The organism is Sphingomonas pituitosa NBRC 102491 (assembly GCF_001598435.1).
Classification (GTDB): Bacteria; Pseudomonadota; Alphaproteobacteria; order Sphingomonadales; family Sphingomonadaceae; genus Sphingomonas; species Sphingomonas pituitosa.
This window is the reverse complement of record NZ_BCYY01000027.1, coordinates 38,266-62,712: the sequence shown is the minus strand read 5'-3', so window position 1 is coordinate 62,712 and position 24,447 is coordinate 38,266. Positions and strand designations below refer to the sequence as shown.

The 24,447-nt window shown below is 64.9% G+C and carries 26 protein-coding genes; 11 read left to right on the top strand and 15 right to left on the bottom strand.

Annotated features, from left to right (window positions below):
- Nucleotides 1-784 precede the first annotated feature (784 nt).
- Genes SPI01S_RS21980 through SPI01S_RS18650 form a run of 3 tightly spaced genes read right to left on the bottom strand, consistent with a single transcriptional unit; the run spans nt 785 to nt 4,706 of the window.
- On the bottom strand, nt 785-1,147 hold the full coding sequence (locus tag SPI01S_RS21980; protein ID WP_245653670.1) for a YbaN family protein: 363 nt from the start codon (nt 1,145-1,147) through the stop codon (nt 785-787).
- A gap of 28 nt (nt 1,148-1,175) precedes the next feature.
- Nucleotides 1,176-1,751, bottom strand: coding sequence for a biliverdin-producing heme oxygenase (locus tag SPI01S_RS18655; protein WP_066726282.1), 576 nt, complete (start codon nt 1,749-1,751; stop codon nt 1,176-1,178).
- 39 nt (nt 1,752-1,790) lie between these two features.
- On the bottom strand, nt 1,791-4,706 hold the full coding sequence (locus SPI01S_RS18650; RefSeq protein WP_066726277.1) for a TonB-dependent receptor: 2,916 nt from the start codon (nt 4,704-4,706) through the stop codon (nt 1,791-1,793).
- A 184-nt stretch (nt 4,707-4,890) separates the two neighbouring features.
- On the opposite strand from SPI01S_RS18650, the gene SPI01S_RS18645 reads away from it, so the two are divergent.
- From SPI01S_RS18645 to SPI01S_RS18630, 5 genes are all read left to right on the top strand, one after another.
- The gene (locus SPI01S_RS18645; protein WP_066726274.1) at nt 4,891-5,388 is read left to right on the top strand and encodes an RNA polymerase sigma factor; all 498 of its coding nucleotides are present in this window, start codon (nt 4,891-4,893) and stop codon (nt 5,386-5,388) included.
- Entirely contained in the window at nt 5,385-6,344 is a 960-nt protein-coding gene (locus SPI01S_RS18640) for a FecR family protein (protein WP_066726272.1), read from the top strand. Before SPI01S_RS18645 ends, SPI01S_RS18640 begins: the two co-directional genes overlap by 4 nt.
- Nucleotides 6,345-6,421: 77 nt before the next feature.
- Entirely contained in the window at nt 6,422-7,198 is a 777-nt protein-coding gene (locus tag SPI01S_RS23295) for an energy transducer TonB family protein (protein WP_066726269.1), read from the top strand.
- A 153-nt stretch (nt 7,199-7,351) separates the two neighbouring features.
- Nucleotides 7,352-7,543: a MerR family transcriptional regulator gene (locus SPI01S_RS23130; RefSeq protein ID WP_084253585.1), complete on the top strand. Its 192-nt coding sequence runs from the start codon at nt 7,352-7,354 to the stop codon at nt 7,541-7,543.
- Nucleotides 7,540-8,025, top strand: a complete 486-nt coding sequence (locus SPI01S_RS18630; RefSeq protein ID WP_169804545.1) for a MerR family transcriptional regulator — start codon at nt 7,540-7,542, stop codon at nt 8,023-8,025. Before SPI01S_RS23130 ends, SPI01S_RS18630 begins: the two co-directional genes overlap by 4 nt.
- A 217-nt stretch (nt 8,026-8,242) precedes the next feature.
- Here SPI01S_RS18630 and SPI01S_RS18625 read toward each other — a convergent pair whose 3' ends face one another.
- The 3 genes from SPI01S_RS18625 to SPI01S_RS18615 all read right to left on the bottom strand — a co-directional run bounded on the left by SPI01S_RS18625 (nt 8,243) and on the right by SPI01S_RS18615 (nt 11,554).
- On the bottom strand, nt 8,243-8,728 hold the full coding sequence (locus SPI01S_RS18625; protein ID WP_066726266.1) for a hypothetical protein: 486 nt from the start codon (nt 8,726-8,728) through the stop codon (nt 8,243-8,245).
- A gap of 677 nt (nt 8,729-9,405) precedes the next feature.
- Complete coding sequence (locus SPI01S_RS18620) at nt 9,406-10,083, bottom strand: type 1 glutamine amidotransferase domain-containing protein (protein WP_066726263.1); 678 nt, start codon at nt 10,081-10,083, stop codon at nt 9,406-9,408.
- A gap of 52 nt (nt 10,084-10,135) precedes the next feature.
- Entirely contained in the window at nt 10,136-11,554 is a 1,419-nt protein-coding gene (locus SPI01S_RS18615) for a coniferyl aldehyde dehydrogenase (protein WP_066726250.1), read from the bottom strand.
- A gap of 98 nt (nt 11,555-11,652) precedes the next feature.
- On the opposite strand from SPI01S_RS18615, the gene SPI01S_RS18610 reads away from it, so the two are divergent.
- Both SPI01S_RS18610 and SPI01S_RS18605 read left to right on the top strand, forming a co-directional pair.
- A complete protein-coding gene (locus SPI01S_RS18610; RefSeq protein ID WP_066726249.1) occupies nt 11,653-12,537 on the top strand; it encodes a LysR family transcriptional regulator in 885 nt (294 codons plus the stop codon).
- A gap of 31 nt (nt 12,538-12,568) precedes the next feature.
- Nucleotides 12,569-13,195 (top strand): glutathione S-transferase family protein, encoded by a 627-nt coding sequence (locus SPI01S_RS18605; RefSeq protein ID WP_066726248.1) that lies wholly within the window; start codon nt 12,569-12,571, stop codon nt 13,193-13,195.
- Between the two features lie 48 nt (nt 13,196-13,243).
- Here the strand turns inward: SPI01S_RS18605 and SPI01S_RS18600 are convergent, their stop codons facing one another.
- The 9 genes from SPI01S_RS18600 to SPI01S_RS18560 all read right to left on the bottom strand — a co-directional run bounded on the left by SPI01S_RS18600 (nt 13,244) and on the right by SPI01S_RS18560 (nt 19,366).
- Entirely contained in the window at nt 13,244-13,678 is a 435-nt protein-coding gene (locus SPI01S_RS18600; protein WP_218017629.1) for a ferritin-like domain-containing protein, read from the bottom strand.
- A gap of 42 nt (nt 13,679-13,720) precedes the next feature.
- A complete protein-coding gene (locus SPI01S_RS18595; RefSeq protein WP_066726244.1) occupies nt 13,721-13,915 on the bottom strand; it encodes a hypothetical protein in 195 nt (64 codons plus the stop codon).
- Between the two features lie 279 nt (nt 13,916-14,194).
- A complete protein-coding gene (locus SPI01S_RS18590; RefSeq protein ID WP_066726288.1) occupies nt 14,195-14,617 on the bottom strand; it encodes a putative quinol monooxygenase in 423 nt (140 codons plus the stop codon).
- 30 nt (nt 14,618-14,647) lie between these two features.
- Complete coding sequence (locus SPI01S_RS18585) at nt 14,648-15,619, bottom strand: amidohydrolase family protein (RefSeq protein WP_066726241.1); 972 nt, start codon at nt 15,617-15,619, stop codon at nt 14,648-14,650.
- A 110-nt stretch (nt 15,620-15,729) separates the two neighbouring features.
- On the bottom strand, nt 15,730-16,419 hold the full coding sequence (locus SPI01S_RS18580; protein WP_066726238.1) for a type 1 glutamine amidotransferase domain-containing protein: 690 nt from the start codon (nt 16,417-16,419) through the stop codon (nt 15,730-15,732).
- An 11-nt stretch (nt 16,420-16,430) separates the two neighbouring features.
- On the bottom strand, nt 16,431-17,480 hold the full coding sequence (locus SPI01S_RS18575) for an NAD(P)-dependent alcohol dehydrogenase (RefSeq protein ID WP_066726235.1): 1,050 nt from the start codon (nt 17,478-17,480) through the stop codon (nt 16,431-16,433).
- A 50-nt stretch (nt 17,481-17,530) separates the two neighbouring features.
- A complete protein-coding gene (locus SPI01S_RS18570; RefSeq protein ID WP_218017628.1) occupies nt 17,531-18,535 on the bottom strand; it encodes an alpha/beta hydrolase in 1,005 nt (334 codons plus the stop codon).
- The gene (locus SPI01S_RS18565) at nt 18,486-18,785 is read right to left on the bottom strand and encodes a superoxide dismutase (protein WP_066726229.1); all 300 of its coding nucleotides are present in this window, start codon (nt 18,783-18,785) and stop codon (nt 18,486-18,488) included. Before SPI01S_RS18565 ends, SPI01S_RS18570 begins: the two co-directional genes overlap by 50 nt.
- A 29-nt stretch (nt 18,786-18,814) precedes the next feature.
- Nucleotides 18,815-19,366: a flavodoxin family protein gene (locus tag SPI01S_RS18560; protein WP_066726226.1), complete on the bottom strand. Its 552-nt coding sequence runs from the start codon at nt 19,364-19,366 to the stop codon at nt 18,815-18,817.
- A 191-nt stretch (nt 19,367-19,557) separates the two neighbouring features.
- On the opposite strand from SPI01S_RS18560, the gene SPI01S_RS18555 reads away from it, so the two are divergent.
- From SPI01S_RS18555 to paoC, 4 genes are all read left to right on the top strand, one after another.
- Entirely contained in the window at nt 19,558-20,463 is a 906-nt protein-coding gene (locus SPI01S_RS18555; protein ID WP_066726220.1) for a LysR family transcriptional regulator, read from the top strand.
- 197 nt (nt 20,464-20,660) lie between these two features.
- Nucleotides 20,661-21,290, top strand: a complete 630-nt coding sequence (gene paoA / locus SPI01S_RS18550; protein ID WP_066726216.1) for an aldehyde dehydrogenase iron-sulfur subunit PaoA — start codon at nt 20,661-20,663, stop codon at nt 21,288-21,290.
- On the top strand, nt 21,287-22,240 hold the full coding sequence (locus tag SPI01S_RS18545) for an FAD binding domain-containing protein (protein WP_066726212.1): 954 nt from the start codon (nt 21,287-21,289) through the stop codon (nt 22,238-22,240). The genes paoA and SPI01S_RS18545 overlap by 4 nt, the downstream gene beginning before the upstream one ends.
- Nucleotides 22,237-24,447, top strand: coding sequence for an aldehyde oxidoreductase molybdenum-binding subunit PaoC (gene paoC / locus SPI01S_RS18540; protein WP_066726210.1), 2,211 nt, complete (start codon nt 22,237-22,239; stop codon nt 24,445-24,447). The genes SPI01S_RS18545 and paoC overlap by 4 nt, the downstream gene beginning before the upstream one ends.

Sequence of the window (24,447 nt, the reverse complement as noted above, 5' to 3'; positions counted from 1 at the left end):
GCCGGATTGGCACCCGCCGAGTTTACGAGCCGCCCCCGCCAAGGGCATAGGGACACCGAAGCTAAGTTATCGGCGGCCTGAAAATGGGGAGCAGGTCAACGGCTCGAAGCTGCAAGAGATTCGGCGAAGCACGGTGTCGGGGTTCACAGCATTGTCAAAGCCGCCCCCACAAAGGACCCACGCCCGACCCACGGGAAAGCCCTTTCCACAAGGGTTCGGCGGTGTTGCTTCTGAGAGAGGTGGTGCGCTTACAGGACTCACATCGGGCGCTGTAACCCGCAGAAAAGCGTCAGTTCTGGTGGGACCTGAGATCCGTGGCCCCTTCGTGGCCCACCAAAAAATCTGTTCCGAAATCCGGACACGAACCCTCGCCCAACGAACCTTCTTGGTACATTATAGACCATGATTCGCGGCCGATTCTTGAGTTCCTGACCGAAGGAGGCCCCTCTGTCTTCAAGCGCGTTCAAGCAGCGCGGCAAGTTCCAGAAGCTTTAACCGCACCAAGTTCAATTCCAGCGAAATCCGCAAATCTCCCCGACCCGCCGCCGTGAGAATGGCGCCGAGCACCTGATCGGAGTGCCGTACCAGCGACACAACGTGATTGCCCTGTGGGACGTGGGTATCTGGCTGTCGTGATCGACCTGTATTCCCGCCGCGTGGTCGGTTGGTCGATGCAGGGCCGGCAGACCACAGATGTGGTGCTGCAGGCGCCGCACATGGCGGATGTCGCCGTAACACGACGCTCTGGCGTGGCATCCAAAGCGATATGAGTTCGACCAGATGCCTAGCCTGTGCTTGTCGGCACCGGGCGCCCGACGATCCACGCCGCACAGCCAGACAAGATAAGCGCAACCAGTGTAGCAAGCCAGAAAGGCGCATGCGCAAACCATAGGAACAACGAAAAGCCTGTCACCATGCCCAAACAGGCAGCGAATTTTGCATGACGCGGGATCGCACGAGCCGATTGCCACCCACGCAGCACCACGCCGAAACGCGGATGGTTGAGCAGCCAGGATTCCAGTCGCGGTGAGGAACGCGCGAAGCATGGCAGTGCCAGGATCAGGAAATCCGCAGTCGGCAATAGCGGCACGAACAGCCCCACAAAGCCGGTCGCGACGAGAAGCAGGCCCAGAGCAAGCCAGAACATCCGCCGCGTCCGCCCCCGTGCGACAGGATCAGCCGAGTTCGGCATCGACCAGCGCCTGCACCCGAGCAAAGGCGGCGTTGGCGCCGGCGATCGCCCGCTTGGTCTCTGCATCGGTAAGCAGCGCCCCATCCAGCCCCTCCTTGAACTGACGCCAATGCGCGGCGGGACCATCCTCTGCCGGCGCGAGGTGTCGGGCACCATGCGTGTCCGACAAGCCGAGGCGTGCAGCTTCCTTGCGAAGCAGGGCCGCGCCGAGATTCGAGCCCTCGGCGACATAGAGCCATCCGAGCGCAGTGGCAGGATCGGCGGTCGGCCCGGCCGAGGCAGCCGGAGCGCGCTCGCCTTCCTCAAGGTCGGCGAGGTCGGCCTGGATCAGCGGCAGGCGGCGGCGCTCGGCCAGGCCTGGCAGCAGCGCCTGGAGCGCGGGATCAGCGTAGAGCGCGTCAATATCGCCGTGGAACGCGCGCTGAACGCGCAGGAAACGGCGATAGCCGTCCAGAGTGTTGAAAGCGGCAGCGTCCATGATCGAGCGATCGAGCTTGTCATGGGTGGCGTGGGTCTCGTTCTTGAGGCGAGCCGAGAGCGGCGTGTCGATGACGTCCATCGAGATACTCCTTGCAGATAGGGGAATGGCGTCCGGCGCTCAGTAGCGGAAGCTCATCGCGGCGCGGAAAGTGCGCCCCGGGGCGGGCATCACGCCGAGCGCGAGCGGATCGAGATAATAGCGATCCGTCAGGTTATCGACGTTCAGGTCGAGCTGAACTTGCTCGGTAACCTTGGCGCTGAGAAACGCATCGACGATGCTCGAGCGCTTGTAGAGCTGCTGGATCGCGGACAGGCCGACATTCCATTCCTTGTCGAGCTTGCTGATCGGACCGCTGTTGTGGACCAGTCGCGCGCCGAAGGTCAGGCGATCGTCGAACAGGCGGGCGCCGAGCGTGGCATTTAGGTTGAAGCGCGGCGGGTTCTGGGTGTTGGTGTAGGAGCCCTCGAAGCCACCATCGACGCAATCGGGGGTGTTGATCAGCGCGTCGATCCCGCGCGACTTGCCATAGGCGCGGCGCTCGGCTGCGATGTCGGGCGCACAGGTCTTGGCCTTGAGATAATAGTGCGCCGAGAGGTTCACGAACGGCACCCGGCCCGAATATTCGGACTGGAACTCGATGCCCGAAACCTTGAACTTGTCGACATTGCGGATGAGGCCGGCCGACAACGTGCGATAGTCGCGGGTGATCAGGTCGCTGATATTGTTGTTGAAATAGGCGACCTTGACCGCCAGCCGGTCACCCGCTGCGAAGACGCCGCGCTGGAGCGTGCTGGCGCCGATTTCCCAGCTGCGGCTGCGCTCGGGCTTGAGTTCCGCAACCGGCCGCGCGGCGGTGAACAGGCCGAGCGTGGTCTCGAAGATGCTCGGCAGCTTTACGCCCTCGGCATAGCGGCCATAGATGCGCGCGAAGCCTGCGTCGTAGCTGATCGTGCCGGTGGGAGTGAACGCCGTGTCGCGACGCTTGATCGGCTTCGACCAGTTCCACGCGGTCGGCACGATCAGCGGCTTGACCGGATCGGCCTTGTACGTCGTCCAGCCGGGAATGTCGGCGACGGTGCCCTTCTCGAAGGGCGAGGCCAATAGCGAGGCGTAGGTGAACTGGCCATTGGCATCCGGATACCAGTTGAGCAACTGCACGCGCGCGGTGCGGTTCGGGTTGGTCGCGCTAGGGTTCGGGCGCAGCAGCTCGGTATAGCGGTAGAAGCCGATCTGGCTTTCCTCCGCCACCATCGCCAGCCGATTTCGATCCTGGATTTCGACATGGTTGAGCCGACCGCCGACCAGCAGCTCCCAGCGCGAGTCCGGCTGCCACTTGACCGAGGCGGTGCCGCTATATTCCTGGCGGTGCGCGTTGCGCAGGAAGCGGTTGTTGACGATGTCGTCTTGCTTGATCGGAGAGTTCGGGCCAGGCTTGATGTCGTCGTTTGCGAAGGCAAGGCCATAGGTGAAGGTGAAGTCGCCGAGGCCGCCGCTCAACTTCGAGATATTGGTGAGGTCATAGCCCCAACGATTGTTGGTCAGCTCGTTCCAATAGGCGTCGCGATAGCCAGCCTCACTGTTGAAGGTCGGCGCATCCCACCATTCGGTGCGGCGATCGTAAAACCAGGGCGTGATGCCGGTCAGGCCGTTATACATCAGGCTGTTCGAGTGGGTGTACCAGGCGCGCGCGGTGAAATCGATCGCGGCGCCCTGCTTGGCGCGATAGGTGAGCGTATAGGCGTCGAGGCCGATGCGGCCGGGCTCCCATTGCGGCACCTGCTCGCCTGTGCCGCGGATGATCTGGGAGGCCATGATCTCGCCCTGGCGGCCCTCATAGCGGCGATAGCTCGCCTCGATCGCCTGGGCATCATCGATGCGCCAGGTGCCCTTGAGCAGGATCGAGTCCGACTTGGCGGAAGTATTGAACACTTCGGATTTGCGCGGGTTGAGCGCTGCGACGGTGCGACGGGTGAGCGGATAACCCTCATAACCCACGCTGCCGGCATAATAATTGCCGGTCTCGCGGTGGGCATAGGCGGCGAGCAACTCGATATCGTCGTTGCGCCAGGCCAGCGCGGCATTGCCGAAGAAGCCGCCGGGCTTCAGCGTCTCGCGGCGGCGCTGCGTGTCCGAATAGCCGGGGAGATCCGGCGCGCTGCCATCCGACAGACCGAAGCGGACGCGCGCGCCGATAGTCTTCCCCTCGCGCAGCACGTCGCCCAGCTTGAGCGTATCGACGCTTACCACGCCGCCGATCCCGCCCGAGGCGTTGGTGGCGAGGCTCGGGCCTTTCTCGATCGTGATCGCGCTGATCAGATCGGGATCGAGATAGGCGCGCTGCGATTGGCCAGCATAGCCGCGATAGGTGTCCATGCCCGATTGCGCGCCGTCGATCAGGATCGGCACGCGGCCCTGCCCCTGCACGCCGCGGATATTGACGTCGAGCGCATTGGCGACGCGCGGATCGCCCGCGGTGACGCCGGCCACCCCCTTCACGACATCAGCTACCGTCGCGCCTCGAAATCGCTCGATCGTCTCCTGCGGGATATAGGCGCTGGAGCCGGCCTCGAGATAGGGCCGGTCCGCCGGCGTCGCGCCCTCGCCGCGACCCCCGACGCCCGCCGGATTGGTCCCGCCGGCACCGCCGCGCTCGTTCGACGCGCCGACCCGGACCGGGCCGAGCACGGTCGCGTCCGCCGATTGCGGTGCGCGCTCCAGCGTCACCCGGCGCCCCTCAACCCGGTAGCTGAGCCCGCTGCCCTGGAGCAGGCGCGACAGCGCGGCGATCGGGCCCATGGTGCCGTCGACGCCATTGGTGGTGAGGCCACGGGTCAGATCGGCATCATAGACGAGTTGCAGCCCGCTCTGCTGCGAAAAGCGGGCAAGCGCCTCCCCCAGCGGCCCCTTGGGGATTGAAAACAGGGTTGCCTGCGCCGTCGCGTGCGCCAACACCGGCGACGCCAGCATCGTCCCGCCCATCAGCACCTGCACCGCCAGCAGCATCGCGCCGCGTGCCCGATTGCGTCCCGTCATATTCTAACCCCTTGCTCTTGTCTCATGCGCCCCTTTTTGCGAGGCAGTCGCAAAGGTTGACGTGCGGCAATGCAACAACGGGACTTCGCAAGCGCAAAATTTCGCGACTGCGGGTTTTCTATTGCGACTAACTCGCAGTTGCGTTTAAGCGCGCCGCATGGGGAAATGGCCTTCCACCACGGCAATGCTGTCGCACGCGATCATCGGTAATCGACGACCGTTGCTGGGCGTCGCGCGCCGCATCCTGGGTGATGGGCCGGCCGCAGAGGACGTGGTACAGAGCCTGTGGTTCCGGGTTCAGACACTCGACGAGCGGGTTACCGTACGTGACAGCGGGGCGTTCCTGCGCCGGCTGGTGCGCAACCTCGCGATCGATCAATTGCGCAAGGATCGGGTGCGGCATGACTATTTCCACGAGGCCCCTCCCGACGACACCACGCCCGATGAAACCCCGGACGCCGAACAGGTGCTGATCGATCGCGACCGGCTGCGCCGCTTGAAACTCGCACTGGACGAATTGCCGCCGCGCTGCCGCGAAGTGTTCGTGCTGCGCCGTATCCACGACCTGTCCAGCGCCGAGATCGCGGAGCGGCTGGGAATCACCCAGAACGCCGTCGCCAAGCATGTCCGCCTGGCATTACAGCATTGCCACAGCCGATTGGCGGAGGCGGAGCAGGCATGAAACCCGAGGACGACAAGGCGATCATCGCCCAGGCGGCACGCCTGCTCGCCGATGACCTGTGCCGCAACGGCGCGCAGGGCACAGGCGAGGCGATCGAGGCGTGGCGCGTCTCGGATCCGCGGCACGACAAGCATCTCGCCGAGATGGAAGCGATCTGGCGCGATCTGGGCAAGGTCGCCGAAGCCAGTACGCCGCCCCTGCCCGCCGAAGTGGCACCGCGCCGCCGCGCCCGCGTGCGCGCGCCAACCCCGCGCCGCACAGCCCAGGCCGGTGCAGCGCTGGCCGCCGCGATCACGCTCGCCGTGCTGGCCGATGTACCGTTGCGGCTCCAGGCCGATCTGCGAACCGGTGTCGGCGAACGGCGGATCGAGCAGCTGGCCGATGGCTCGCGCGTCTGGCTCGACACCAACAGCGCCGTCGCGCTCGATTTCACCGCGAACCGCCGCGAGGTCCAGCTGCTGCGTGGCCGCGCCGAATTCGAAGTCGCGCCCGATCGCAGCCGACCGTTCACCGTCGATGCGGGCAGCGGCGCGACCACGGCGCTCGGCACCCGCTTCATCGTCCAGCGCCAGGGCGATGCCGCGGACGTCACCGTTACCGAACACGCCGTGCAGGTCGCGCTCGACAGCGGCGCCAGCGCACGCGTCGCCGAGGGGCAGACGGTGCATTATCAGGGCAGCACGATCGGTGCAGTCCGCCCGGCGAGCCGCGACACGGCGATGGCCTGGACACGGGGCTGGCTGGTGTTCGAGGATGCGCCGCTGGGCGATGTCGTCAAGGAACTGGCACGCAGTCATCCCGGCATTATCCGGCTGGTCGGCAGCGCGCTTTCCGAGCGGCGGGTGAGCGGATCGATCGCAGTCGACAATCCCGAGGAAGCGCTGCGCACGCTGGAGAGCCTGCTCCACCTGCGCGCCACCCGGATCGGCTCCGTCGTGATTATTCTGCACGCTTGAAGGTCCCCATCTTGGTGCCGCACACGTCTAACCAGGAAAGACCAGCCAAGGCGCAACCGCGCCCGGGGAGATTGCAGGTGACCGATGCAACGGCGCGGCGGGGCGCAACGCCCGCGCAGGTGCCGGAGGGCAACGCAGCCATCCTCGACTTTCCAGCGCGCGCCAGCCCCGCCCCAAGCCGTTATGTGCCGATTTCGGCGCGGCGCCGGGTAATGAGCCTGTGCCTGTCGGTGCTGCTGCTGGCACTGGTGCTGATCCCGCTGCTGCTCCGCTTCGAAGGTGTGATGCGAACGCCCGCACCAACTCCGCTGGTAGTCAACATGCTGCCGCTCGCCAGCCCGCCCGAGCCCGCGCGTGACCGCAAGCCCGGCCCGCTCCAGACCGCGCGCAAACAGACCCCGCCCCAACCGCAGGACACGCCGATCCCGCCGCCTCGGATGGTGACGCCGCTGCATATCCCGGTATCGGCGGCCCCGCCGATGCCGCCCGCTCCCGATCCCGGCCCGCCCGCGCCCGCCACCACCGCACCGGTCTCCAATCCCGCACCGCCCGCGCCGCAGCTCTCGGGTCGCGACACCAGCTATGAGGCGCAGCTACTCGCGCATATCCAGAAGTTCCGTCGCTATCCCTCTGCCGCACGGCGGATGTCCAACCAGGGGGTGACGCATCTGCGGGTGTGGATCGATCGGGGCGGGCACGTCCTTTCCGCACAGGTGCTGCGCGGCTCCGGCTTCGGCTCGCTCGACAAGGGCGCGCTGGAAACGATCCGACGCGCCGATCCGCTACCGGCGGTTCCTGCGGACCGGAATGCGCCATTCGAGATGGTACTACCTGTAGAGTTCTATATCGAATGACCAAGCCCCCCCCCGATTGAGGCGGTCCCGGAAAACTGGTCAGGTTGGTAAGGCGTAAACCCATAAACAGGCTGAAGCACATGAGCTTTGACCCTTCCGACTATTCACTCTTGCACCGGCCCCTGGGGCTGGCCCGATAGAGCAGATCGTTCGATGAAGGGCACAACGTTGGCGAAGACTGAGCCTTATCTCCGTACCGCCGAAGTCGCTCGCCGCTTTGGCGTTAGCGGAAAGGCATTGCGGCTGTACGAGGCACATGGGTTGGTCCGCGCCGAGCGGACGGCGGCGGGCTGGCGGGCTGGCGGGTCTATGGTCCAGACCAGATCAGTCGCCTGCACCAGGTGATCGCCTTGAAGAGTTTTGGCTTTTCGCTCAGCCGGATAGCCGAGCTTCTGGCTGAGGGGCTCCCTGACCTCGCGACGTTCTTGGAACTGCACGAGCAGGTGCTGCGCCAGGAAGCGGAGCGAGTTAGCGAGGCGCTGAGGTTGCTCTCGGCTGCAAGGGCCAAGCTCGCTCAACAAGGCAGCCTTTCCTCGGACGAACTGATGAACCTCACAAAGGAAACGGCTATGACCGACAAGCGCACCGATGATCTGAGCGCCGCATATGAAGCTGTTGCGGCAAAGCATTTCTCCTCCGCTGATCAGGCGACTCTGGACGCCAACGCGTACCGCGGAATGAGCCAGGCGGACGCCGACTGGGAAGCACTGCACGAAGAAGCGCTGCGACTGATGAAAACCGGCAACCCTCGCTCGCCGGAAGCGATCGACCTTGCCCGGCGCTGGATGGAGAAGGTTTTGAAGCCACGGGTGGCGATCCGACCTTGACCAGGAAGATGAAAGCGGTGGCGCGCGATATGCATCAGCAGCCCGCCTTGGCGCGCTTCATTCTCTGAGACACCGAAAATCCGTGGCCCACTCGTGGCCCACCAAAAAATCTGGTCCGATACCCGGACACAAACCCTCGCCCGATGAACCAATTTGGTACTTTCTAGGCCCGAATCGCGGCACTCTCTCCGGTGGGTCTCTCAACCATTTGTTGCCGTCATACCTGTTCAAGCAGGAGGAACTCATAGGCGCATCCGGTCGCCCGGTCACCGCGAAGCGGGGGTGCTGATTGAATCCCGCCTTGCCGCATTCCAAAAGGATCGGGTTCAGTGACAAGCCCGGCGGCACGAATATCCTGAAAACTTGCCCAGCGGGCAGAGCCGTACGTCGTGACATGGCGCCGCTGACGGGCACGCCAGAGGGACCCGAAGATTGCTGCCCCGCATCCGACCAGGCCGCTCGTGGCTGCAATGGCGCCAGCTTCTTCGAAGATCGTCGGGGCGTAGGCCTCGAACGAGAACCACCAGCCGAACAGTGCCCAGGGTCGATAGAAAGGGCGCCCGAAGGCGACAAACCAGGGCCTGCCCAACTCGGGCTGATACGCCAGTTCCGCCGCTGCCCACTGCGTCGCGAACCAGACCCCCGCCAACACGATGACGAGCACGATCAGGACCTGTCCAATGAGCAATTTGGTAGGAGTCATGCGGGCCTCCGCCCGCCAGGTCAGCCCGCGCGGGATTGGCCGCTACATTCCGCAATTCCGGCCCTTCGCATCAGTCACCGTCTGGTGCAGTTCGCTACGACACTGGTGCAGTTCTTGGCGAGGCGCGGTGCGCCGTAAGTCCAACCTTACCACTGGATCCCCCGCCTGCCTCAGATCGCGACCGTCCGATTCCGACCAAAATAAGCCCTTCCGCGGCCGACGCCTGAAGGTCTGCTAGCGCCAGAACCTGCCATCCGTGTCCGACCCAAAGCCGGTGCAGGACCTCTAGTTTACCCCCTCCTGCGGCGGGCGGCGACTCCTGATGCCTGGCCGCTCGCCCCCGGCAAGTTCATGGCATGCCAGCGTTTCTCGGCGTTCCGTGGTGTTGGTGAAATGGAGCTTGTCAAATATTGGGCAGCGCCTTGCGGTTCCGGCCACGCAACAATGCGGCGGGGAAGGAGGACCGAGGTTACCCTGCACCGGATCTCCAGCCACAATGAAAACATCCTTCTCATCGTCGCGTATCGGTAACCTCGGCGATGTGCGAGGTCGGCTCCCGCCGAAGCAATTCGCGACGCCTTCATCCTGCCCTTGGCGTCGCAATCACATTGTCCAGTCTAAGAGCGCAAGACCTGAAGTAACCAGCGGCGCGACATCCGCCGCGCCGCTGGCGTCACTCAAGCGAGCTGCTCGAGCAGCGCCTTGGCAACCAATTCGGAGCTGGCCGGATTCTGTCCGGTGATCAGCTTGCCATCGGTGACGAGGAACGGTGCCCAGTCCGGGCCCTTTTCATAGTGTGCGCCGAGCTTCTGGAACTCGTCCTCAATCAGGAACGGCACCACATCGGTCAGCTCGACCGCAGCTTCCTCGCCATTGGTGAAGCCAGTGACGCGGCGGCCCTGCACCAGCGGCGCGCCGTCCGCTGCCTTTACATGGCGCAGCGCGCCGGGGGCGTGGCAGACGAAACCGATCGGCTTGCCGGCGCGCTCGAAGGTTTCGATCAGCCGGATCGAGGTTTCGGAGCCGGCGAGGTCCCACAGCGGGCCATGGCCGCCCGGATAGAAGACGGTGTCGAAATCGGCCGGGTCGATCGTTTCCAGCTTCACCGTGCTGGCCAGCGCCGCCTGCGCCGCCGGATCGGCCTTGAAGCGGTGGGTGAACTCGGTCTGGAAATCGGGCAGGTCGCTCTTGGGGTCGAGCGGCGGCTGGCCGCCGGCGGGGGAGGCGAGCACCACCTTGGCACCGGCATCGGTAAACGTGTAATAGGGGGCGGCGAATTCCTCGAGCCAGAAGCCGGTCTTCTTGCCGGTGTTGCCGAGTTCGTCGTGCGAGGTGAGCACCATCAGGATCTTCATCGGTCGTTCCTCTCATGGGGGCCCGCCGCAACCCGCGGCGGGCGATATTGGTTCAGGCCTGCAGCATCGCGGTGAGCGCGACGAGCTTGTCGGCATAGGGCATGCGCAGCCGCAGGTTGCTGGCGCCGTCGGGGCTCTGCACCACCACGGGCTTGGCGTGGCTGAATCGGCGGAAACCGTGGATGCCGTGATAGGCGCCCATGCCCGAAGGTCCCACGCCGCCGAAGGGCAGGCTGTCCATTGAGACATGGCACATGATGTCGTTGATCACGAGCGCGCCCGAGGTGGTGGCGGCGGCGAAGGCCTGCTGGCGTGCCGGATCCTCGCCGAAATAATAGGCCGCCAGCGGGCGCGGATGCGCGTTGACGTACGCCGTCGCCTCGGCCGGGTCGGCAACGCTGCGCAGCGGCAGGATCGGGCCGAAGATCTCTTCCTGCATCACCGTCATCCCGTCATCGACGTCCAGTAGCAGGATCGGGGCGATCTTGCGGGTGCTGCGGTCATAGGCGGGTTCGCCGGCGGGGGCGAGGCTGATCACCCTCGCGCCCTTGGCCTCGGCATCGGCGACCAGCGCCACCAGCCGGTCGAAATGCCGGTCCGCGATGATCGAGGTGTAATCAGGATTGGCCTGGACGGCGGGATAGCTGGCCGCGACGAACGCCTGCGCGGCCGCGACGAACGCGTCCACCTGCGCTTCCGGCAGCAGCACATAGTCGGGCGAGAGGCAGATCTGCCCGGCGTTGAACATCTTGACGGTGAGCGTGCGCTCGGCGGCGGTGACGATGTCGGCATCGCTGTCGATCACCACCGGGGACTTGCCGCCCAGTTCAAGCGTGACCGGCACCAGATTTTCCGCCGCGGCGCGCATCACGTGGCGGCCGACGGTAGTGCTGCCGGTGAACACCAGATGATCGAACGGCAGGCCGCTGAACGCCGCACCCAGCGCAGCATCCCCCAGCACCACGGCGATTTCCATCGGATCAAAATAATGCGCGATCCGCTCGGCGAGCAGTTCGGAGGTGCGCTCGGTGATCTCCGAGGGCTTGAGCAGCGCGACGTTGCCGGCCGCGAGCACGCCCGCTAGCGGGCCGAAGGCGAGGTTGATCGGGAAATTCCAGGGGCTGATCACGCCCACCACGCCCAGAGGCTGCGGCGCGATCCAGGCGCGCATTCCGGGGCTGATGACCTCGGCGGGCTCGGGTTGCATCCAGGCGTCGACATGGTCGTGCGCGTGGCGCAGCGTCGCGACGGTGGTCGCGATGTCGGCGGTCGTGGAGTGGTAGATGCTGCGGTTGCCGAAATCAGCGGACATCGCCTTGGCGAGGTCGACATGGTTTTCGGTCAGCAGACGGATCGCGCGGTCAAGCCGGTCGCGGCGCAGCGCGGAGTCGGTCGGCCCGGCGTCAAGATGCGCCTTCTTCATCGCCTCTACGATCGCATGCAGATCGGATATCGTCTGTGGGGAAGCCATTTGCTCGTCTCCTTGTGTGGCGTCGAGATAGCCGGGCTGTGGAGACGATACCAAAAGCGGTTGTGGCATATTGCCATAAATGAATTTATAGGGTGGTCATGTCCCTGCCGCGCCTCCGCACCTTCGTCGAAGTCTATCGCCAGCGCTCGATGAGCGGGGCGGCGCGGACGCTGGGCATGACCCAGCCTGCGGTGTCGCAGCATATCGCCGGTCTGGAAATCGCCATCGGTCGCCCGTTGTTCGAGCGCCAGGTACGCGGCGTGGTGCCCACCGCGGCAGCGGACGATCTGGCGGCGGATATCGGCGACAGCCTGGACGAGGCGGAGCAGGCGCTGTCGGCGGCACGGGCGCGCTCCAGCGACATCGAAGGCGCGGTGCAGATCATCGGCCATGCCGATTTCCTGTCGGAAGTTTTGTCCACGCGGCTTCGGCCGCTGTTGGACACGGGCGTGCGCGTCAGGCTCCACGCGGCGCATCGCGACCTGATCGTCCAGATGCTGATCGAGGGCCATTGCGACCTGGGGATTTCGGGATACCCCGTCACCGACCCGCGCCTGCGCACCGAGACGATCCGCTCCGAGCCCATTCTGGCGGTAGCCAGCCCGGCGATAGCGGATCGGATCGAGGCGGCGTCGGATCGCGTTGCGGCGATGAGCAGCGAGCCGACAGTCGCGTATAATTTCGAGCTTCCTCTGTTCACGCAGTGGCTGGCGCACAATCGCCTGCACGCGGTAAATCCGGTCCCCGCGGTGGTGAGCCAGGATCTGCGCGCGCTGCGGAGCATCCTGTGTTCCGGCTTCGGCTGGTCGGTGCTCCCCGCCTATATGTGCCGCGCCGCGATCGAGCGGGGGGAGCTTCGAGAACTCATGCCACCGAACGGGGCGACCCATCTTCCCTACTACATGATATGGTCCCCCGCCGCGCTCCGCCATCCGAGGATTTCGCATGCCCGCCAGGCGCTGGTCTGGGCGCTCAAGGCGTGAGCGAAGCATCCAGTCACCAGAGGAACACCGAATGACGATCATCGTCCATCATCTGAATGACAGCCGTTCACAGCGCATTTTGTGGCTGCTGGAAGAACTGGGTCTGCCGTATGCGATCACGCTCTATGCACGCGATGCCGTCACGCGTTTCGCCCCGCCGGAACTGAAGCAGGTGCATCCGCTGGGCAAGGCGCCCGTTCTCGAGATCGACGGAGCGGTGCTGCAGGAATCGGGGGCGATCGTTCAGCATCTGTGCGAACGCTTCGGCGAAGACCGCTTTCTGCCGCCCGCCGGTAGCGCGGACGCGCTCCGCAATCTCCAATTGCTGCATTATGCCGAGGGCTCGGCGATGACGCCGCTGCTGCTGCATATCTATGTCGGCCTGCTTGGCGCGGCCGGCGCGCCGCTGCATCCGCGGATCGCGAGCGAGATCGCGAACCATTTCGATTATCTGGAAGCGGAACTGCGCCCCTCCGGCCATTTTGTGGGCGACGACTGGACGGGAGCCGACGTGATGCTGAGCTTCCCCGCCGAACTGGCGGTACAGATCGGCGGCGCCGGCCGCTGGCCCAAGCTGGAGGCGTTCGTCGCACGCATCCATGCGCGGCCCGCGTGGCAGGTGGCGTTGGAGAAGGGCGGGCCATATCGGCTCGCCTGAACGCGCAGCGCGTGCGCGCTGAAGCCCGGCCGCCGCTACCGAGGCAGGCTAGGCGCGCAACGTCGTATATGCAGCCTCCCCGATGCGCGTAAGCAGGCTCTGCTCGCCGAGCAGCCAGGCGAGATGTTCCTCTTCATCGACGATGATGCGTTCGAACAGCAGCCGCGTCCCGGCGTCGGACTGGTTTCCGGCAAACAGTACGCACTGATTGAGCATCCCCAATCCAGCGCGCTGGGAATCGATGTCGGTTGAAAGGATCGTGGCGAGGTCGGTGCCCAGTGTCGGGGTGGTAACCGCGAAGGCGGGCGTTCCGCCCAGATCGAGCAGCCGATCAAGCAGGCTGCGTAGCGTCTGCGGCTCGTCGGCCATCCGGGCCTGCATGGTATCGGCCAGCTTGCTGAGACCCAGCGACGCGATCAGGCCAAGATGGGTTTGATGCTGGATCAGGCCGCGCCAGAATTGGCCGATCGCCTGGTTCAGCATCGCTTCGGTTTCGAGTGCGTGCATGTTGAGAATGTCCTTTGGTTACAGGAAGGGGCGCAGCGACTGCCAGCAATGCGCCGCCACTGCGTCTTGCGTCAGATGAGCAAAGGCGATCCGTTCCTGCACGACCCTGTCGGCGTCAGCTTTCCAGAAGGCGCGGACGATCGCGGCCGCGGCTTCCGGCGGCAGTCTTGGTTCTGGGACGGCAGCGGACGTGATCTCGCTCTGGCGCGGCATGGTCTGTTCCTTTGCTTGCCGATCTTCTGACAACGAAAGGTCGATCTGGCAGCGCAACGAATAGGCGGGCGAGGTTGGGAGCGCTAAAAAGACGCCCCACCCCTACCGATAAATCTTCTTATGGGAGGAACGGCTTCCGCTTCGGGGGCATTGATTCGGATGCCAGGATGGGCGCTTGCCGATGGTGAGCGGGGGCGGCGCTGCGCGGAGTCCGGTCGCAAGCCCCGAGTTCTGCGTCTGGCCTGCCAGCCGGGGCGAAACGCACGCGCCCTCCCGGTGCTAACGCTTCAAGCAGATCGTCTGCCCGCCATCGCGCCCGTTGGATTTGGCGCATAGCAATATCGGCGTCGTCTCGATCAGGCGGAGCGACGTCACCATCTTTTCGGTGGAGGTCTTGTACTTGATGAAGTGCGGCGCCCTGATGTGGGCCTCATATGCCGCCTTGCTCGCATAGACTTCCAGCAGACGGATGTGCGTCGGGGCATCCTTGTAGGCGACGGAATGGAGCATGAGCACGCCCGGTTCCAGCCGGACCGAGGCTTCCTGCTCCTCGGCCAGGATCGCTTTATATGCCTCGAGCTGGGTGGGATCGACCTCGATTTCGGCGATCCGCACCATCGGCGTCGTCGCCTCCGTGGCGGGAACCGCGACGCCGCCCGCAAGCAGCGATGCGATCTGCACCGCGATGGATATCAGGCTCATGCGTTCCGTCTCCATGCGTTGCTGGCGGCGTCACGCGCCGGTCAGGCGTTCCCAGTTTCCATGGGCGAACTTGTGCTTGTCTTCGTCCCACATCGGCAGTTCGGAAATAAATAGGCGAGCATCGCCGCCCGGGCGATACTGATAGGGGAAATCGGTCGAGAACAAGATCCGATCCGCCCCCACGGCGTCTATCGCCTGTTGCAGATAGGCCGGGTTGAACATCCCGCTTGCGGTCAGATACAAATTCTCGCGGACATATTCGCAAAAGGGGCGCTGCAGCGTTGATACGCGATCGAGCATCGCGAGCCGCTCCAGATAGAAGATGACGAGTTCCCCCCAATGCCCGAGAATGACCTGAAGCGTCGGGTAGCGATCGAACAGACCCGATAGCACGATCCGAACGAACTGAATGCCGGCTTCGAAATGCCATCCCAGACCGAAGGTCGAGAATGCAAGGTCGATGGGCCCGCCGAAGCCGCCATAATATGCCTCTCGCACAGCGGGCGGCGGGATCTGCGGATGGATGAGCACGGGGACGCCGAGTGCGGCCGCGGAGGCGAAGGTCGGTTCGAACAGCCTATCGTCGAGGTTCTGCGTGCCGACACGGCCGTAGAGAATGGCACCCTTCATGCCGAGCGTCGTCACGGCGCGTTCCAGTTCCCGCGCCGCGGCATCGGGATCCGCAGAGGGCAGCACGGCGAGAGCCTGGAATCGCGACGGGTTCCGCGCGACGATGTCGGCGAGGTGGTCGTTGACGCGGCGCGCCAGTTCCGCGCCGTGCGCGCCAAGATTGCTCAGCCCGGGCGTCGTCAGCGAAAGCACCTGCAGGTCGAGCCCCGTCTCGTCCATGATGGCAAGGCGCCCGTCGCCGACATCGGCCAGCCGCTCGCCGATGATGCCGGGGTTCAATCCCAGCGTCCCGTCGTCACCGCCCGGAAGGGTGCGCCACGCGTCCTTCACGAAATCGGGAAGAACATGCTCTTCGATGCCGATGATCTTCATCGTCTAACTCCTGTTCCGCGACGCAGTTAGACGCCGCCGACATGTACGGGGCGGCAGCGCTTTACTGCCGCCCCGTTGGGTCCAGATCTCGACAGACCCGGACGGCACGATCAGGCCGTGGCCTTCAACTGCGCAACGATCGCCTTGCCGACCCCGTGTGCCGAGGCCGGGTTCTGCCCGGTTACGAGCTGGCCCTCGACCACGACCTTTTCGGTCCAGTTGGGCGCCGGCTGGTGCAGCGCACCGCGCTCCGTCAGCGTGCTGGCGAGAAGATAAGGGACGACATTTTCGTAGTGCCCTTCCTTCTCTTCCTCGTCGGTGAAGGCCGCGACCTTCTTGCCGGCGACGAGAAGCGATCCGTCGGACAAGGTGGCGTTCACCAGCGCCGCCGGGCCGTGGCAGACCGCAGCGACGACACCGTCTGCTTCCCAGATATCGCGAATCACCCGCTGCACGTCCGCATTGTCGGCGAAGTCCCACATCGTGCCGTGACCACCGGCGAAGAATACGGCCGAGTAGCGCGAGGTATCAACATCGGCGAGCAGCAGCGAATGGGCGAGCGCATCGCGGAACGCCTTGTTCTTCCAATAGCGGTCGTTGGCCGGATCCGAGAGATCGAAGAAGTCGATCGGCGGGTGGCCGCCGCGGATCGAGGCGATTTCCGTCGGAATGCCGGCGGCATCGAAGACCTCCAGCGGATGCGTCAGCTCGACCATCGCAAAGCCCGTCGGCTCGCCGGTATCGCCACGAATGGGGTGGCTGGTGACGACGCAGAGAACAGGTTTGATCGTATCGGTCATGCTATTACTCCTCATTCTGCGAGCGAGGCCATGTCGATGACGAAGCGATACTTCACATCGCTCTTCAACATGCGCTCATAGGCTTGGTTGATGTCTTGGATCGGAAGGATTTCGACGTCGGAGACGATGCCGTTGGCACCGCAGAAATCGAGCATCTGCTGGGTCTCCGACACCCCGCCGATGAAGGATCCGGTGATGGCCCTGCGGCCGCCGACGATAGCGCCGGCGTTCACCGGGGTGCCGAGCGGGCCCATATACCCCACGAGCACCAGCACGCCTTCCAGCGCCAGGGTCGGCAGGTACGGATTGACGTCGTGATCATAGGGAACGGTGTCGATGATGACGTCGAAGCGTCCGGCGGCGGCGGCCATCTGCTCCGGCGCGCCCGACAGGATCACCTCGTCGGCCCCCAGGCGGAACGCGTCGGCTTCCTTGCCCGCGCTGCGCGTGAACAGCGAGACCTCGGCGCCCAGCGCCTTGGCCAGCTTCAGCGCCATGTGACCCAGACCGCCCAGGCCGATCACGGCGACCCTGCTGCCCTCGCGCACATTCCAGCGATGCAGCGGCGCCCAGGTGGTGATGCCCGCGCAAAGGAGCGGGGCCGCGCCCGCCGGATCCAGTTCCGCTGGAAGCGAGAGAACAAAGTTCTCGGTCACCGTAATGGCGTCCGAGTAGCCGCCATAGGTCTGCATTCCGTCGCGCTTGTCGACGCTGTTGTAGGTGAAGGTCGCTCCTGCGCTGCAGTTCTGCTCCCACCCATGCCGGCAAGGCGCGCATTGCTGGCAGGAATCGACCATGCAGCCGACACCGACCAGGTCCCCCACGCCGAACCGCGTCACCTGGGGGCCGACCTCGCGGACCCGGCCGATGATTTCGTGCCCGGGAACGATCGGATAGGTCGTGAACCCGCCATGGTTGCGGGCGAGGTGCAAATCGGTGTGACAGACGCCGCAATAGAGGATGTCGATCACGACATCGTCGTCCCGCGTCTCGCGACGCTCCAGTTCGAACGGGGCGAGCGGCGCATCGGGCGACGTCGCGGCAAAGGCGCGCACCATCATATCTAGGTTCTTTTTCCGATCGGGCATTGTGTGCCCACCTCCGTCGATGATCAGAGTTGCTGGAAGAACGAGACCAGTTTTTCTACGGCCTGATCGACATATTCCGGGATGTCGTAGAGCGCGATGTGGGTCGCTCCCTCAATGACGAACAGTTCCTTCGGTCCGTTCGACAGCGCATAGGCTTCATCGCTGTAGACCTTGGTGTCGGCCGCACTTCCCGCAATCAGCAGCAGCGGCTGCGTCAACAGCGTCGGGATCAGCGGAAATGTCGAGAAGGCGAGCATCTTGTCCATGCTCGTCATTCGAAAGCGCCCCTTGGAATTGGGGTGCTGACCGCGGGCGGTCCGATAATAGTCATACCCTTCGCGGAGCATCGTCGGCGTTTGCGCGTCGATGTCTTCCAGCCGTTCCGGAACGAACGGAGTGTAGACGGGATCGGCGCCATTCGCTTCCGCCGTTCGTTGCGCGGCACCGGCTTCCAGCATCTTGATCTGGTCGGCGGGTGAAATCGGCTGGCCGAAAAAGGTACGGGCCGCTTCGCCCATCGGAGTCGCGCTGACCCCGGCGACCGCCTTGAAGCGGCGCTCGGTCTGCGCAACCGCCAAGGCATAGCCGCCGCCGGCGCAGATGCCGAACACACCCATGCGATCGACATCGACGAACGGCAGCGTGGTCAGATAGTCCGCCGCACTGCGGGCGTCCTCCACACGGGTGGCGGGATCCTCCAGCAAGCGGGGTTCGCCGCCGCTCGCGCCCTGATAGGTCGAATCATAGACGAGAACGATGAAGCCGTGTGCCGCCAGCCGTGCGGCATAGAGCCCGATCGTCTGTTCCTTGACGCCGCCGGCGGGATGCACGCCGACAAGCGCCGGATACTTCCTGCCTGGGTCGAGCCTTTCCGGGACATGAAGATGGCCCGCCAGTCGTACCCCGCGGTTCTCGAAGAAAACTTCTTCCAACATTCTTATTTCCTCGTTCTGCGGGGCTCGACGTTTTGCAGCGCGGTTACGCGTTGTCGGATGCGAACAGCATTTCCCAGTTGGCGAACGGGCCAAGCGGGATGACTTCCCAGTCGATCAAGCCGGCCTTGGCGAGAGGAAACGCGCCGAGCGCCGCCCGTGCGGCCTCGGCGGTGTCGGCTTCCGCGATGATTGCGACGCCCGGGCGATCCTGGCGAAAATTGATGTCGCGGATGATGCCGTCCTTGTACAACTGCCAGGCATGCCGCGCTTCGGCGACCATGTGCGGCTGGTACTTTTCCATCGTTGCGCCGGGTTGCGGCACATCCAGGCATAGGAACTTCATGCGTTTCTCCTCTGATGAACGGGGGATGGTCAGGCGGCCGTCAGCCGCCGCGCAATCTGGGCGACCCGGCGCCCCAGATGCGCGGCGGTATCCAGGTCGCTCTGGATCGGGGTGATTTCCGGCGAGGCATCGTCCGACTGCGCCATGGCGCCGAGCCAGCCGCCGATACGATTCAGCGATGCCGCATCGGTGCCTGGAAACAGGTCGAGGCCGACCCACAGCATGCCGTGCTGCGCCGCGAACAGCGCCATCGACACCAGCGAATGCAGCTTGTCGCCGTGCATCGCGCCGGAGTTGGTGAAGCCGGCGGCGACCTTGTCGTGCCACTTGAGGTCGCGCCACGCCGGCCGCGTGGAATCTTCGCAGAACTGCTTGAAGCGCGCGCTCGGAGACCCGTTGTAGGTCGGCGATCCGAAGATGATTCCGGCGCTCTGTTCCAGCGCTTCCCAATCGACGGGGCCATCGGCGACGCACACCAGGTTCGCCCGCGTGCCATCGACTTGCTCGATACCCGACGCCACGGCCTTGGCGACCCGTGCGGTGTGGCCATAGCCGCTGTCATATACGATCGAGATCAACACTGGACGCCCCCCCCTGAGGCGCTGGCGTGTGGCCCGCCGATCTGGAATTTGCATGGGAAAGCAGCCCTTCAAATCTTTGCAGTTGCGCTGCCGTGCTATTATCGTAGGAAATTAGTATCGATCAGCGATCATTTTTCCGAAGATTGCATCCATAGATTCTACATTCGGCCGATGGTCGAAGGAGCGACGCAGTGCGAGACGTGTTCGACGGTGTGTTCGTGTTCATCGAGGCGGTGGAAGCGGGCGGGTTTGCCAAGGCGGCCGACCGCCTGGCGCTGACGCGGTCCGCCGTCGGGAAGGCTGTCGCTAGGCTCGAGGAGCGCCTGGGCGTGCGGCTGTTCCAACGAACCACGCGAAGCCAATGCCTGACCGAGGATGGTCAGCAATATTACGAGCGTTGCGTTCGTGCACTCAGGGAATTGCAAGCCGGAGAAGCGCTCCTCGAATCCGGGCGTCTGGAAGTCACCGGCAGGTTGCGGGTGTCCATGCCGGTGCTTTTCGGGCGCTATTGTGTTGCACCCATCCTGCGTGAATTTGCGCGGCAGCATCCGAAACTGGATCTGGAATTGAATTTCAGCGACCGCAGGGTCGATCTCATTGCGGAGAACTTTGATATCGTGGTCCGCAATGGCGGGCTGAGCAATGAAACGTCGCTGCGCGCGCGCCGCCTTGCCAGCCAACGCAAGGTGTTGTGCGCGGCACCGCGCTATATCGAGGCGCGGGGCATTCCCTCCACGCTGGACGATTTCGCGAGCCATGACCTGCTAGGCTATTGGCGCGGCGATCATGTGCTTCCATGGCGGCTGCCGGACGCCGACGGTACGCTCGTCGAGGTGCAGGTGGCGTCACGCCTGCGCTTCGACGATCTGGAGGTCATCGCCGATGCCGTCGTGGAAGGGATGGGGCTGGCCTGGCTCCCTTATTGGTTGATCCGCGACCGAATGCATGCAGGCGATCTAGTGGCATTGTGGGAGGATCGTCCGTCCGCGTCGCTGCAGTGCTATGCGGTCTGGCCGGTTTCTGACTATCTGCCCCTGCGTTGCAGGATGGCGATCGACGCTCTGGCCGCGAGCCTGCCGAGCGACTCCGAAATGTGACCCCAGCCGAGGTTTGCGGCTGCAACGTCCGAACCGCCCTCGGATACCTCGCTGACGGTGAGCGCGGTTCACGACCCCGATGAGCAATCAACGGCCTGCACTGGCGCTCGGTCGGGCCTAGCTTGCACCCGGATCGGTCGCGCTTCCATGGCGCGCGACGTGCCACGATGGATCGTGATCATGCAGGGAGAGACAGGATGGCACCAGTCATGTTCGGTGTATCGCGGCGAGAGGTGCTGGTGACCGGTGCCGTTTCCGCGGCGCTGTCGTCGTTCCCGGCCGAGGCCCATCCCGCCGGGGGGGAAGCGGGACCTCCCGCGATGCCGGTGTCCTTCAAGGTAAACGGCACGTCCCACGCCCTCACGCTTGATACGCGGACCACGCTGCTCGACGCCCTGCGAGAGCATCTCCACCTGACCGGCACCAAGAAGGGCTGCGATCACGGCCAATGCGGGGCCTGTACGGTGATCGTCAACGGCGAGCGGATCAATGCGTGCCTCAGCCTTGCCGTTCAGCACGAGGGCGACGACGTCACGACGGTCGAGGGCCTGGGAACGCCTGAACGGCTGCACCCCATGCAGGCCGCGTTCGTCAAACATGACGGCTATCAGTGCGGCTATTGCACGCCCGGCCAGATCTGTTCGGCCGTTTCGGTGTTGCAGGAAATTCGTCGCGGCGTGCCCAGCCATGTTCAATCGGACATCACCGCAGCCCCGCAGCCGACGAATATCGAGATGCGTGAGCGGATGAGCGGCAACATCTGTCGTTGCGGCGCCTATTCGAACATCGCCGAAGCCATGGCCGAAGTAGCGGGGGAACGGGCATGAAAAGCTTCACCTATGAACGCGCGCGAACGCCGGCGGAGGCCGCTGCAGCCGTTGCGCGGACTCCTGGCGCCAAGTTCCTTGCCGGCGGCACCAACCTGCTCGATCTGATGAAGCTTGAAGTCGAGACACCGACTTATCTTGTCGATGTGCAGGACCTTGCGCTCGATCGCATCGAGAATACTGGCGAAGGCGGCCTCAGGATCGGCGCGCTGGTGAGCAATACCGCGCTGTCCGCCGATATGCGCGTACGGCGGGACTATGGCGTGCTGGCCCGCGCGATACAGGCCGGCGCGTCCGGGCAGTTGCGCAACAAGGCGACCACGGCGGGCAACCTGCTGCAGCGTACGCGCTGCCCCTATTTCTACGACACTGCGATGCCCTGCAACAAGCGCGCGCCCGGATCCGGCTGCGCCGCGATCGGCGGCTATTCGCGCCAGCTTGCGGTCATCGGATCGTCGGACACGTGCATCGCAACCTATCCCGGTGACATGGCGCAGGCGATGCGCGTGTTGGATGCCACCGTCGAGACGGTGAACGCGCGCGGCGCAACCCGTGCGATTCCGATCGCGGACTTCCATCGGCTGCCCGGCGACAAACCGGAGCGGGATAATGTTCTGGCGCACGGCGAACTCATCACCGCTGTCACCCTGCCACCGCCGATCGGTGGAACGCACCTCTATCGAAAGGTCCGCGATCGGGCCTCCTATGCGTTCGCCCTGGTCTCGGTAGCAGCCGTTCTGCAACGGGACGGGACCGGAAGGGTGTGCTTCGGCGGCGTCGCGCACAAGCCCTGGCGCGTGGAAGCGGCGGAAGCCGTCCTGCCGAAGGGCGCGCGTGCCGCAGCTGCGATCGCCTTTGCCGACGCGCGGCCGACCGAGGCCGCCCGTTTCAAATTATCGCTGGCGACGCGGACGCTGGCGGCCGTCATTGCGGAGGGGAAGGCCGGATGAAGTTCGACACGCCCGCGGGCACCAACCCCACCGATCGGATGCGCGTCCTGGGCAAGCCGCTCGATCGCTACGAGGCGTTGCTGAAGACCACCGGCACCGCCACCTACGCCTATGAATGGAAGGATGTGGCGCCCGGTTTCGCCTATGGCTATGTGCTGGGCGCCACCATCTCGAAAGGCCGAATTCTCGCGATCGACACGCGCGAGGCGGAGCGCGCGCCAGGTGTGGTGGGCGTCGTCACCTATCGGAATGCCGGCAAGCCGGGCGTCGGCAAATTCTACGTCCAGAAGATGCTGGCGGCACCCGAGGTGGATCATTACCACCAGCCCGTAGCCGTGGTTGTCGCCGATACCTTCGAGCAGGCACGCGCGGCTGCTGCGCTCCTCCGGGTGGACTATGCGCGCAGCGATGGCAGGTTCGATCTGGATGCGCAGGCCGCGACCGCGCCGGTCCCGCCGCAAGGAGAATTTGGCGGGCCCAACGAAAAGGCGATCGGCAGCTTCGGCCAGGCCTTTGCCGCCGCGCCCGTGAAGGTCGATCAGCGCTACGTCGTGCCGGATCAGGCGCATTGCATGATGGAGCCGCATGCGACCATTGCACGCTGGGATGGCGACCGGGTGACCTGCTGGACATCGATCCAGCAGATGAACTGGGGCACACGCGATCTTGGACTGATCCTGGACATCCCCAAGGAGAATGTGCGGCTGCATTCGCCCTTCATCGGCGGCGGCTTCGGTGGCAAGGGCACGGTGCAGGCCGACCTCGCGCTAGCCGCCATCGCTGCCCGGGTCGTCGGGCGGCCGGTCAAGCTCGCCCTCCAGCGCCCGCTGATGTTCAATACCACGATTCATCGTCCCAAGACCATCCAGCATATCCAGCTCGGCGCGGAGCGGGACGGCCGGCTGACAGCCATTCTGCACGACAGCGTCAGCGGCAATTTGCCGGGCGGACGGACGGAACCCTGCGTCACCTCCACCCGCGGGCTCTATGCCGGTGCCAACCGGCTGACGCGGACGCGGCTGGCGACGCTGGATCTTGCGGAAGGCAATGCGATGCGCGCACCGGGCGAAGCGCCGGGGCTGATGGCGCTCGAGATCGCGATGGACGAACTTGCCGAAAAGCTCGGCATGGACCCGGTGCAGCTGCGCATCGTCAACGACACCCAGGTCGATCCTGAGGAACCGTCGCGGCCGTTTTCGAAGCGCGCCTTTGTCCAATGCCTGGAAGAAGGCGCTGCGCGCTTCGGTTGGCGCAGCCGCAAGGCCGAGCCGGGTCAGGTCCGGGACGGCGAATGGCTGATCGGCATGGGCATGGCCGGTGCCATTCGCGGCGGCAAAATTGCCAAGGCCGGGGCGCGTGCGCGGCTCGGGCGCGACGGCAGGGTCACGATCGAGACCGACATGACCGACATCGGCACGGGCAGCTACACGGTAGTCCAGCAGACCGCGGCCGAGGTGATGGGTGTCGCGGCAGATCGCATCGTGGTCAAGCTGGGGGACTCGAGCTTTCCCGAAACGCCTGGATCCGGCGGCCAGCAAGGCGCGCCGTCGGTAGCGGCGGGCACCTATGCTGCGTGCATGGCGCTGCGGGACGCGGTGGCGCAGCGGCTCGGCTTCAACACCGCAGAGGTCGAGTTCGCCGATGGCCAGGTGCGCGCCGGCAATCGCACCGCGTCGCTTGGCGATGCCGCGGTCGGCGGCGAGATCGTTGTCGAGGACACCATCACCTTCGAAAAGCTCGCCGAACAGTTCAACCAGCAGACCTTCGCCGCGCATTTCGCCGAGGTGGCAGTCAACGCCTATACCGGCGAGACGCGGGTGCGCCGCGTGCTTTCGGTTTGCGCGGCCGGCCGGATCATCAATCCCAAGACGGCGCGAAGCCAGGTCATCGGCGGGATCGTCATGGGCATCGGCGCGGCGTTGACCGAGGAAATGGCGGTAGACAAGCGCTTCGGATTCTTCGTCAACCACGATCTCGCAGGCTATGAGGTGCCGGTGCATGCCGACGTGCCGCATCTCGATGCGATCTTCCTCGATGAGGTCGATCCGACCATCTCGCCGGTCAAGGCCAAGGGTGTCGGCGAACTCGGGCTTACCGGCGTGGCGCCGGCGATCGCCAACGCGATCTACAACGCCACCGGCATACGTGTGCGCGACTATCCGTTGACGCTCGACAAATATCTCGATCGACTTCCCGATATCGTCTGA

What these genes read in the sequence shown, in the direction of transcription:
- SPI01S_RS21980 (WP_245653670.1), bottom strand. Translation starts at nt 1,147, where the DNA reads ATGTTCTGGCTTGCTCTGGGCCTGCTTCTCGTCGCGACCGGCTTTGTG.
- SPI01S_RS18655 (WP_066726282.1), bottom strand. Translation starts at nt 1,751, where the DNA reads ATGGACGTCATCGACACGCCGCTCTCGGCTCGCCTCAAGAACGAGACC.
- SPI01S_RS18650 (WP_066726277.1), bottom strand. Translation starts at nt 4,706, where the DNA reads ATGACGGGACGCAATCGGGCACGCGGCGCGATGCTGCTGGCGGTGCAG.
- SPI01S_RS18645 (WP_066726274.1), top strand. Translation starts at nt 4,891, where the DNA reads ATGCTGTCGCACGCGATCATCGGTAATCGACGACCGTTGCTGGGCGTC.
- SPI01S_RS18640 (WP_066726272.1), top strand. Translation starts at nt 5,385, where the DNA reads ATGAAACCCGAGGACGACAAGGCGATCATCGCCCAGGCGGCACGCCTG.
- SPI01S_RS23130 (WP_084253585.1), top strand. Translation starts at nt 7,352, where the DNA reads ATGAAGGGCACAACGTTGGCGAAGACTGAGCCTTATCTCCGTACCGCC.
- SPI01S_RS18625 (WP_066726266.1), bottom strand. Translation starts at nt 8,728, where the DNA reads ATGACTCCTACCAAATTGCTCATTGGACAGGTCCTGATCGTGCTCGTC.
- SPI01S_RS18620 (WP_066726263.1), bottom strand. Translation starts at nt 10,083, where the DNA reads ATGAAGATCCTGATGGTGCTCACCTCGCACGACGAACTCGGCAACACC.
- SPI01S_RS18615 (WP_066726250.1), bottom strand. Translation starts at nt 11,554, where the DNA reads ATGGCTTCCCCACAGACGATATCCGATCTGCATGCGATCGTAGAGGCG.
- SPI01S_RS18610 (WP_066726249.1), top strand. Translation starts at nt 11,653, where the DNA reads ATGTCCCTGCCGCGCCTCCGCACCTTCGTCGAAGTCTATCGCCAGCGC.
- SPI01S_RS18605 (WP_066726248.1), top strand. Translation starts at nt 12,569, where the DNA reads ATGACGATCATCGTCCATCATCTGAATGACAGCCGTTCACAGCGCATT.
- SPI01S_RS18600 (WP_218017629.1), bottom strand. Translation starts at nt 13,678, where the DNA reads ATGCTGAACCAGGCGATCGGCCAATTCTGGCGCGGCCTGATCCAGCAT.
- SPI01S_RS18595 (WP_066726244.1), bottom strand. Translation starts at nt 13,915, where the DNA reads ATGCCGCGCCAGAGCGAGATCACGTCCGCTGCCGTCCCAGAACCAAGA.
- SPI01S_RS18590 (WP_066726288.1), bottom strand. Translation starts at nt 14,617, where the DNA reads ATGAGCCTGATATCCATCGCGGTGCAGATCGCATCGCTGCTTGCGGGC.
- SPI01S_RS18585 (WP_066726241.1), bottom strand. Translation starts at nt 15,619, where the DNA reads ATGAAGATCATCGGCATCGAAGAGCATGTTCTTCCCGATTTCGTGAAG.
- SPI01S_RS18580 (WP_066726238.1), bottom strand. Translation starts at nt 16,419, where the DNA reads ATGACCGATACGATCAAACCTGTTCTCTGCGTCGTCACCAGCCACCCC.
- SPI01S_RS18575 (WP_066726235.1), bottom strand. Translation starts at nt 17,480, where the DNA reads ATGATGGTGCGCGCCTTTGCCGCGACGTCGCCCGATGCGCCGCTCGCC.
- SPI01S_RS18565 (WP_066726229.1), bottom strand. Translation starts at nt 18,785, where the DNA reads ATGAAGTTCCTATGCCTGGATGTGCCGCAACCCGGCGCAACGATGGAA.
- paoA (WP_066726216.1), top strand. Translation starts at nt 20,661, where the DNA reads ATGGCACCAGTCATGTTCGGTGTATCGCGGCGAGAGGTGCTGGTGACC.
- SPI01S_RS18545 (WP_066726212.1), top strand. Translation starts at nt 21,287, where the DNA reads ATGAAAAGCTTCACCTATGAACGCGCGCGAACGCCGGCGGAGGCCGCT.
- paoC (WP_066726210.1), top strand. Translation starts at nt 22,237, where the DNA reads ATGAAGTTCGACACGCCCGCGGGCACCAACCCCACCGATCGGATGCGC.